Here is a 788-nt window from a genome sequence, read left to right as displayed (position 1 = left end):
TCGGTGATCAGGATGTCGATGTCGCCGAAGTCTTCGATGCAGACCAGGCGTTTGACCAGGACCTTGGCCTTGGCCAGTTGCCGCGAGCCGGTCGCCAGGCCGGTGCTGACCACCGCGGGCATCAGCTGCGGCGTGATGCCGACCGCGATCGCCAGCGAGAACAGCACCGAATCGATGATCGGCTTGTGCAGCAGCAGGTTGCTGACCAGGATGACCACCATCAGCGCGATCGCGACCTGCAGCAGCAGGTAGGAGAACCGGCGCAGCCCCACCTGGAAATCGGTCTCGGGTTGGCGCTTGTCCAAACCCGCTGCGATGCGGCCGAATTCGGCATCCCTGCCGGTGGCGTACACCACCCCGGTGCCCTCCCCGGCGCTCACGATGGTGCCCATGAAAGCGAGGTCGGTCGATTCGGCCAGCTCGGCGCCGGCCGGCACAGGCTGCGGCGATTTCTCCGAGCCCGTCGACTCGCCGGTCAGGATGCTCTCGTCGCATTCCAGGCCGGTGACGTCGATCAGCCGGACGTCGGCGGGCACGGCCTCGCCCAGCGACAGGCGGACCACGTCACCGGGCACCAGGTCGGTGACGCCGATCGTGACGAACTTCGAGTCGCGGCGCACCACGGCGTTGTGGTGCACGGCCGCGTGCAGGTCGGCGGCGGCCCGCTCGGCCCGATACTCGTTGACGAACCCCAAGCCGATGCTGGCCGCCAGGATCACGCCGATGATGATCGCCTGCATGCTGTCGCCGAGAAAGTAGGAGACGATCGCGGTGCCGGCCAGCAGGAT

Annotated in this window: 1 pseudogene; it reads right to left on the bottom strand. The window is 67.5% G+C overall.

The annotated features are described in order from the left end of the window. Window positions 1-788, bottom strand: a pseudogene (locus A5696_RS29010) (magnesium-translocating P-type ATPase); the annotation flags it as partial.

Source organism: Mycobacterium sp. E2699, from assembly GCF_001666745.1.
Lineage (GTDB): Bacteria > Actinomycetota > Actinomycetes > Mycobacteriales > Mycobacteriaceae > Mycobacterium.
Note: the sequence above shows the minus strand (reverse complement) of the source record. Positions and strands in the feature narration are given on the sequence as shown.